Origin of the sequence: Pseudomonas sp. Sample_24 (assembly GCF_004307605.1) — a bacterium.
Classification (GTDB): domain Bacteria; phylum Pseudomonadota; class Gammaproteobacteria; order Pseudomonadales; family Pseudomonadaceae; genus Aquipseudomonas.
Genome location: NZ_RCNW01000243.1, coordinates 1 through 8522, shown reverse-complemented (window position 1 = coordinate 8522; position 8522 = coordinate 1). Strand labels below are relative to the sequence as shown.

Sequence of the window (8522 nt, the reverse complement as noted above, 5' to 3'; positions counted from 1 at the left end):
AAAAACCAGTGCAACTGGAACAGGGTTTTCTTCAACACGTCGCTCGCCTTGTTCGTTCAAAAGTTGTCATCACGGCGCGCATTATGCCGTGGGTTGTCGAGAAACATTCCTTTTACACACAAAAGCTGTGGGAGCGAGCTTGCTCGCGATGGCGGCCTTACAGTCAACATGCATGTTGAATGTTATGGCCCCATCGCGAGCAAGCTCGCTCCCACAGCGATTGTCGTATGACAGTCAATCAGAAGTGGAAGTTGGTGCTCAGCAAAGCAGTACGGCCCGCCGCCTGGTTGGCGAAGTGAGTCGAGAACGCTTTGTCGTAGTAGGTTTCGTCGGTCAGGTTCTGCACGTTCAATTGCAGGTCGACGTTTTTGGTCAGCTTGTAGGCCGCCATCGCATCGTAGCGAACGTAGGAATCAACCATGGTGGTGTTGGCTGCGCTACCGAACACGTCGTCGACATAGAATGCGCCGCCGCCGATGGTCAGCTTCGGCGTGACCTGGTAAGTCGTCCACAGGCTGGCGCTGTTTTTCGGTGTGTTCGGCAGTTCGTTGCCATTGTTGGCTCGGTTGGCCGGCATGTCGCCGCCATCGATTTGCTCGCTGTCCATGTAGGCGTAACCGGCGAAGACCTGCCATTTGTCGGTGAGCTTGCCAGTGGCCGACAGTTCGAAACCCTGAACGCGAGTTTTGCCGACGTTTTCGTACGTGGTGGTGTTGGTTTGCACCCGAGCGTTTTCTTTCTCGGTGCGGAAGATGTCAGCCGTCAGCGACAGACGATCGTTCAACAGATCCCACTTGGTACCGATTTCGTAGTTCTTGGTGGTCTCCGGCTCCATGTCGCTGGCGAGCAGGTTGCCGTTGCGATCAGGCGTGCCACCCAGCGGGTTGCCGTCCTGGCCTTCGCCCAGGGTCGCGCCCGGTGGGGTGGCGGATGTTGCGTAGGACGCATAGATGCTGCCGTTTTCCGCCGGCTTGTAGACCACACCGAACTGACCGGTAACGAATTCGCTGACATCATCGCCCTTGGAGGTGGTGGTGCCGGCCGCGTTGTAGGTCTTGTAGTCGGTGTCGAAGTGGTCGTAGCGCAGGCCCATGTTCACCAGCCACTGCTCGGACAACGTCAAAGTGTCGAACACGTAGAGCGCGTAGGTTTTACCCGTAGTGTCGGTGCCGGCATAGTTGCGCGAGATCGCGCCGTTCCATGGGTCGCTCGGGTTCGGGCTGGACAGCGAGGTGCAGTTGTAACCGCTTGGCGCGCCGATCAGCGCGGGGCTGCAGTTGGTGGTCGCTGCGGCAGTTCTTGGCGTGGTGTCGGTGTTGACGTTGTACGAGGACTTCTTGCTTTCTTCGCGGCTCAGCTCGATACCGGTAGCGAAGCTGTTCTTGAAGCCGGCGATGTAGACGTCGCCAAACAGGTCGGTCTGGTTGGTGGTGGTCTCGGTGTTGCTGACGCGGGTGTTCGCACGGCGCCAGACGCTGCCATTGTTGACGTTGCCCTTGCTGTCGTCCGGCTGGGTCAGGATGTAGTCCTGCATGCTGTTGCCATGACGCAGGGTGTTCTTGACGGTGAGCGCGTCGCTCAGGTCGTGCTCGATGGCAATGGTGGCCGTGTCGACGCGGGTCTTGCGGAAGTCGCGGTTGTCGAGGCCATAGAAGTTGCTGCTGTCGCCGCCGTCATCCGGTTTGTCCGGATTGGCCTTGGTACGCGCCGCCGAGCCTGCGGTCGGGATCGAATAAGGAATGCCCGAGTCCGGCGTGTCGTTGCTTTCGAGGTGGTAGTAGTCGAGGTTGACCCGGGTGTCGGTGCCCAGGCCGAACGCCAGCGACGGCGCCACGCCCCAGCGATCGTAGTCGACGCTGTCACGGCCGGCGACGTTGCTCTCGTGGCTCATCAGGTTCAGACGGCCGGCGACGGTGTCGGAAAACTGATAGTTGCCGTCCATGGTGTAACGCTGGGTCTGGTCGGAGCCCCAGGTGAAACCACCGTCGAACGAGTCGCCCAGATGCGCTTTTTTGCTCACAAGGTTGATGCTGCCCCCGGCCGCGCCGCGGCCGCCGATGGCCGAGTTCGGGCCTTTGCTGACTTCGATCGACTCTACGGCGAAGATCTCGCGGCTCTGCGAACCGGTATCGCGCACGCCATCCAGATAGGTGTCGCCTTGGGCATCGAAACCACGAATGAACGGACGGTCGCCTTGCGGGTTGCCACCTTCACCGGCACCGAAGGTGATGCCGGGAACGGTGCGCAACGCGTCCTGCATGTTCATCGCGCCCGTGTCCTTGAGGACTTGTTGCGGGATGACCGTGATCGAACGCGGAGTGTCAACCAGCGGCGCGGTGTACTTGGGTGAGGAGGCTTTTTCGACGTTGTAGGAAGTGTCGTCCTGGGCTTCACCGGTGATGGCCGTGGCACCGAGGGAAATCGTGTTGCCCGGCGCTTTCTCGTCGGTTTTTTCAGCCGCGAAAACCATGTGACCAGCGGAGCCGGCGGTGATTGCCACGCCAATTGCAGAAGCGAGCAAACGCGGTGAGCTGACCGGTAATTGTGGGTGTTGACGTGACATTTTGATTCCCCTCCCCAAGGATTTGAGGCGGCGGAATATAGGGTAAACACGTATTTGTAGCAATTGCGAAATATTGCTATTCGCACTGAATTTACATTCTTTACAATTTGACCTTACGGTTTTTGCTGCTTCGTTCGTCTAGCGGGTTTTACACAGGCAATAAGAATCAATACCATTGGCGTCCTTTTGCTTCCAGGTGTCTACGCCATGCTGCTGCACATTCCAGGCTTGTTCGAAAAAGAAGAAGTGCAGCGCATCCGCGAGGCTCTGGAACAGGCTGATTGGGCCGACGGCAAGATCACCGCCGGTTACCAGTCGGCCAAGGCCAAGCACAATTTGCAATTGCCGGAAGGTCATCCGCTGGCCAAGGAGATTGGCGCGGCCATGCTGGAGCGACTGTGGAAAAACCCGCAGTTCATGTCAGCAGCACTTCCGCACAAGGTCTTTCCTCCGTTGCTGAACTGTTACACGGCCGGTGGCAGTTTCGATTTCCACATCGATAACGCCGTGCGCCAACCCAAGGGCAGCATCGAACGGGTACGCACTGACCTGTCGGCCACGCTGTTCTTCAGTGAGCCCGAGGACTACGACGGCGGCGAACTGGAAATCCAGGATACCTACGGTACCCAGCGTGTGAAGTTGCCCGCCGGCGACATGGTCCTGTACCCCGGCACCAGCCTGCACAAGGTCAACGCGGTGACGCGGGGTACGCGATACGCCTCGTTCTTCTGGACGCAGAGCTTGGTGCGTGAAGACAGCCAGCGCGCACTGTTGTTCGAGATGGACGGGGCGATCCGCGACCTGACCCGCGATGTGCCCGATCACCCATCGTTGATCCGCTTGACCGGCACTTATCACAATCTGTTGCGCCGCTGGGTCGAGGTGTAAGTGGCGGATTTTCGTTTGCGCCGCGAGGAAGTCCTCGACGGTGACCAGCTTAAAACCATGCTCGAGGAAAGCCCGGCACGCGCTGCACAGGCGATTTTGATCGCCGCGCGTGAGGGTGTGCTCGACGCTCAGGCCTTGCTCGGGCAAATTTTGCTGGATGGGCAAGGTATTGAGCAGGATCAGCCGCTGGCTGTGCGCTGGTTCGAGATCGCTGCCCAAGGCGGGCATTTGATGGCGCGCAACATGCTGGGTCGTTGTCATGAACACGGCTGGGGTTGCGTAGCCGATGCGACGGTTGCTGCGGGGCATTATCGCCAGGCTGCCGAAGCCGGACTGGATTGGGCGATATACAACTATGCCAATCTGTTGGCGACCGGGCGTGGCGTGGCGGTGGATCAGCGGCAAGCCTTGAGTCTGTATCGCCAGGCAGCCGAACTGGGCCATGCGAAGTCGATGAATCTGTTGGGGCGTTATCTGGAGGAAGGCAAGTTTTGCCTCGCTGACCCACTCGCGGCGCGAAGCTGGTATCGACGCTCGGCGCTCGGCGGGGATTTTCGTGGGCAATTCAGTTATGCAGGGCTCCTGGCGGAAGAAGGACAAATCGGCGAGGCTCTGGAGTGGTTGCACAAGGCGTTGGCGGGAGGAAACAGCAATTTCCTGCGGGTGAGCGTTGTAGCCTTGTCGAGCGCAAGACATCCGCAGATTCGTGGGATGGCTGAAGTTTATCAACAGCGATTATCACAGTTGGTCACGTCGTAACAGCTTCGCTGTTCATTAATTAATAGAAAGCCCATATTAAAATCTCGCGCTGTAAAAGTTGGCGGGCGGGATGGTTGTTGCTGGTCTGGTTATTTTATTAATGTCTGCTGTCTTGAATTTTAATAGTTAAAGACTTGTTGATTTGTTTCGTATCGCCTTAAGGTTGTTTTCACAGTATTGAAAAGTGTCGCCGGAAGCGGCGCTTGAATATTGTTGTTGTTAATTCTTTCTTAATACTCGACGAAGACAAGGAGTCTCTGATGGAGTTGAAAACGAATAATGAACTGGTCGAAGCTGCCGCCAAAACACCCCAGGTGTTTGTGAATGCATCGTTAGGTGAGGGTGAAGAGCATCACCGTGGAATGGGGATACAGTTGACCAAGGAACAGATCATCAGTCTCAAGAAGTATGAAACGTTAGGGCTTTCTCTTCCTGTTCGGCTACAAGATGTAATTGCATACTTGAATTACGGCGCGGGTGATGAGGGGGGCAAGGGGCTGACGGCGAGTGATTTTTTACTTACATTCACTTTGACCTATAACCATGCCAAGCGCTGGTCACCATTACGCCGGGACATAATGCTGACAGGCAACGAGCTGAAAATTTTTGCCGGCAGCATCCTCAGGACAGGTTACTCAATTGTAGAGGTGTATGAGGATCTCAAGATATCGAAATATCTGGAAGAACATAATATCAATACGCCGGAAGAGTATCTGAAACTGAAAAAGAAAGTTCCAGGCCTCCCCAGTGATGAGGTGTCTCCCGGAGATGTAAACGAAATTCGAATCTACCTCAATGATCTGCTGTTCAAGGTCACGCAATGTCATCAAAGCGCCGAGTCGGTACGAACCAGACTGAACGAGTTTGGCCACGACATGCTCACGAAAGTGCTGCCGCAAATCAGGTTGCGACTTGAGTTTGTTAAGAGCAATACCTATGGGGCAGATATACAGGTTCTGCAGGATGAAATTGATCAGCGCTCAAAAGAGATTGAGGATCTCAACAAGCAATATGATCAGATGGTTCAAGAGGCAATCAAGGCAGCAGCGACCTTGAATGTTGGCGGTTTGATTCTCGGCATCTACCAGGGTGTCAAAGCTGAGCAGATACGCACTCAGCGTAATAAGCTTAAAGATTTGCAAAGAACCGCGAATCAATTGATGGCCAGCAAAAGCCAGACACTGAGCTCTTTGAACAGAGTGCGTGATGATCTGCAGAACCTGAGTTACGTTGCGGTTGAAGCTGAAGTGGCGACTCAAAACCTTATGCTGGTATGGAATGCGTTGAGTAACTACATCGCGGCTTCCATGCAAGACGTTACCAAGCTGGATGAAGCAACCTCCCTGAGACGATTCAAGAATCAGATACTCAGTATTGTCGAGCCTTGGGAGCAGATAAAAGTAGGTTCGGATCAGTTGCTCAGCGTGTTCGCAGAGGCTGATAAAGAATATGAGAGCAATCGTTTGGTTTTTGGGGAGGGGATGGCAATGCGTGGGTTGATTTATAGTGTGGATGTTCCGGTTTTTAATGTGGTCAAGCTGCGTGGTCATAATGCTGAAGTGCAAGGGGCGAATACTTCTGCGCAAATGCTTTTCGAACAATTCGATTACTTGCCGGGCACTGTTGTTACGATGAATAGCGTAGCGTTCAATATTAACAAGATTACATTTGAGCTGCGCAAGAATGCTCAGGACTTTACTCTTTTTCTTGAGCGTGCCGAGAAAAAGCTCAAAGGCTACCAGGCAGAATTGGTTAATCCGGAGGATGCGGATGAAGTACGGGAGGATATGGAGGTGGAACTCAATAACCTTTCCAATAAAGTCTGCGCACATGCTGAGGATCTAAAAAGCATTCAAAGGGGTATTAGCATCCCGTATGATCGGGAGGCTCCTGAAGGATGGATTGTAGCGCTCACGCAGGATCGGATATTCACGGAAGACCTCAAGATTAAAACCGAGGAAAAATTGGCCGAGCTGACTGAGCAGATGAAGTCGGTGTCCGAAGCGATTGACTTGATCGCCAAAGCTGGCGTCGAAAAAATTGGCGAAGAAGCTCAATTGTCACTTGAAAGTTTGAAAGCGTTGGGTTTGGCACCCCCGCAGGTCCAGGTTGCGTTATTTGCTGTTGATATGCTTAAGAAAATAATCTCGGGTCTAGGTGAGGCTATTTCTTTTCTCAATATGGTGGCCGCGTATAACCGACTCGCCGAGAAGGCAACTGATTTGCGAGCGCACTCGCAAAAGTACGCCAGGCATATTCTCCAGATTGATGGGAAAATCACTCTGGTCAAGACATTGAACGAGGTGGATGACGGTCGTTCGAAATACGTGGATGAGTTTTCAAAGCTGAAGAATGATGTAGAAAAATTTTCTCGTGAGTTCAAGCAAGATGCTTCGATTTCCGTCGAAAAGCGAGCGGATAGTGCAATGTCCAAAATAGCGGAAGTTGTCAAATACATGAAACCAGTTTATCAATAAACAGGATTTAGGGGGTGGTCATATGCCCATCCCCTTCAAATGATGAATATGAATTCACAAGACTATGGTTTTACATCAGCGCAACGGTGCATTTTAAATCGATACAGCACTTTTCTAGGTTCTTTGTATCCGACCTTTGATCGTATATCGCTTATGTTTGAGCATCGTAGAAAAAATGGCCATCAACTTGCCAGTCTGCCCAAGGACTCGCGCTTGGTGAATGCCCCGTTCAATGAGCGATATTTAAAGACCTTTTGGGGGCGTACCAGAGAAACTTTGCTTTTAGGCGAAGCTTTTTTTTCAGATCTCGACATATTCACTCGTGAATGTTTGGAGATGACCGGAAAAACCTCGCGGGATGAGCCCATTGATCTGGTGGATTTCAGGCAGTTCAGTTTATCCAGGTCCCCGACCTGGATGTTATTTCCGCCAACGAAGGTGCCAGATTTGATTCATGAACTGGCTCTTCGATTCGATGAGCTAAGAATCGCGGTAGGAGAATTGAAATTTACGTTGGGAGAAGTATATGTAGAATCGTTTGGGTTGAGGTCGGTATTCACCACAGCCATGGAATATCGGTCCTGTAATTGCCATGCAACGCCAAAGGTTGCGCAGGCGTTATTCGGCGAGCCTGTGACTACTCCGGTCTGGGACTTCAATTACTCTTCGAGGGACCCTTCAGTCAGCGCTGAAGAATATAAGGCAGATATCGCAGCGTTATTCACCGGGTTCGTTGCGGTGATCGCTCAGATGCAGTTATTCATTGAGGAGCTTTATCGACGTATCCATGGGGTGTTCATTGAGCTGCTCCGGGCAAAGACGGCAGCGAGGCTCGGCGAATTAAACTTCAAGCTGGCCGGCACCCTGGAGGGCGCTGGTGAGTGCGTGAAGATGATGAACCACCTTGAGCTTTGGCTTCGTGAATGAAAAAAAGCCCATAAAATTTATGGGCTTTTTTAATGGAATGTCTGGTCCTGAACACGGGTTACCCTGTTTCAGGACCAGAGAGGATGCCTATCAAACGTAAAACGATTTCAGCGGCGGAAAGCCATTGAACTCAACGGCGCTGTAACTGGTGGTGTAGGCACCGGTCGACAACCAGTACAGGCGATCACCGATGGCCAGGTTCAGCGGCAGGCCGTACTTGTAGTTTTCGTACATGATGTCGGCGCTGTCGCAAGTCGGGCCGGCGATGACCACTTCTTCCATCTCGCCTTTCTTTTCGGTCCAGATCGGGAACTTGATGGCTTCGTCCATGGTTTCGATCAGGCCGGAGAACTTGCCCACGTCGGTATATACCCAGCGCTCAACCGCAGTGCGGGACTTGCGCGCGACCAATACCACTTCACTGACCAGGATACCGGCGTTGGCGATCAGCGAGCGGCCGGGTTCGAGGATGATTTCCGGCAGGTCATCACCGAAGTCTTCCTTGAGGAAACGGATGATTTCTTCAGCGTAGGTTTCCAGGCTGTTGGTGCGGGTGATGTAGTTGGCCGGGAAGCCGCCGCCCATGTTGATCAGCTTCAGTTCGATGCCGTCTTCTTCTTTCAGACGCTCGAAGATTACTTTGACCTTGGCGATAGCCGCGTCCCAGACGCTGATGTCGCGCTGTTGCGAACCGACGTGGAAGGAGATGCCGTAGGGCACCAGGCCGAGGTCACGGGCGAGGATCAGCAGGTCCATGGCCATGTCGGTCTGGCAGCCGAATTTGCGCGACAACGGCCAGTCGGCGGTGGTCGAGCCTTCGGTGAGAATACGTACATAGACTTTCGAGCCCGGGGCAGCCTTGGCGATGTTGCGCAGGTCGGCTTCGGAGTCGGTGGAGAACAGACGCA

The 8522-nt window shown here is 53.7% G+C and carries 6 protein-coding genes; 4 read left to right on the top strand and 2 right to left on the bottom strand.

The window, feature by feature from the left end; all coding sequences use genetic code 11:
* Positions 1-238: 238 nt before the first annotated feature.
* Complete coding sequence (locus D8V06_RS13475) at positions 239-2563, bottom strand: TonB-dependent siderophore receptor (RefSeq protein ID WP_130908136.1); 2325 nt, start codon at positions 2561-2563, stop codon at positions 239-241.
* A 207-nt stretch (positions 2564-2770) separates the two neighbouring features.
* Here D8V06_RS13475 and D8V06_RS13470 point away from each other — a divergent pair, with 207 nt between their 5' ends.
* The 4 genes from D8V06_RS13470 (at position 2771) to D8V06_RS13455 (ending at position 7614) form a co-directional block, all read left to right on the top strand.
* The gene (locus D8V06_RS13470) at positions 2771-3451 is read left to right on the top strand and encodes a Fe2+-dependent dioxygenase (RefSeq protein ID WP_056854985.1); all 681 of its coding nucleotides are present in this window, start codon (positions 2771-2773) and stop codon (positions 3449-3451) included.
* A 57-nt stretch (positions 3452-3508) separates the two neighbouring features.
* The gene (locus D8V06_RS13465; RefSeq protein WP_056855257.1) at positions 3509-4210 is read left to right on the top strand and encodes a tetratricopeptide repeat protein; all 702 of its coding nucleotides are present in this window, start codon (positions 3509-3511) and stop codon (positions 4208-4210) included.
* A gap of 260 nt (positions 4211-4470) precedes the next feature.
* Positions 4471-6687, top strand: a complete 2217-nt coding sequence (locus tag D8V06_RS13460) for an alpha-xenorhabdolysin family binary toxin subunit A (protein WP_130931108.1) — start codon at positions 4471-4473, stop codon at positions 6685-6687.
* 48 nt (positions 6688-6735) lie between these two features.
* Positions 6736-7614 carry a hypothetical protein gene (locus tag D8V06_RS13455; protein ID WP_130931107.1) on the top strand — a complete coding sequence of 293 codons (879 nt, stop codon included), beginning with the start codon at positions 6736-6738 and terminating at the stop codon, positions 7612-7614.
* A gap of 90 nt (positions 7615-7704) precedes the next feature.
* Here D8V06_RS13455 and D8V06_RS13450 read toward each other — a convergent pair.
* Positions 7705-8522 (bottom strand): type III PLP-dependent enzyme (locus D8V06_RS13450; RefSeq protein WP_130931106.1); only part of this gene is annotated, 818 nt, incomplete at its 5' end.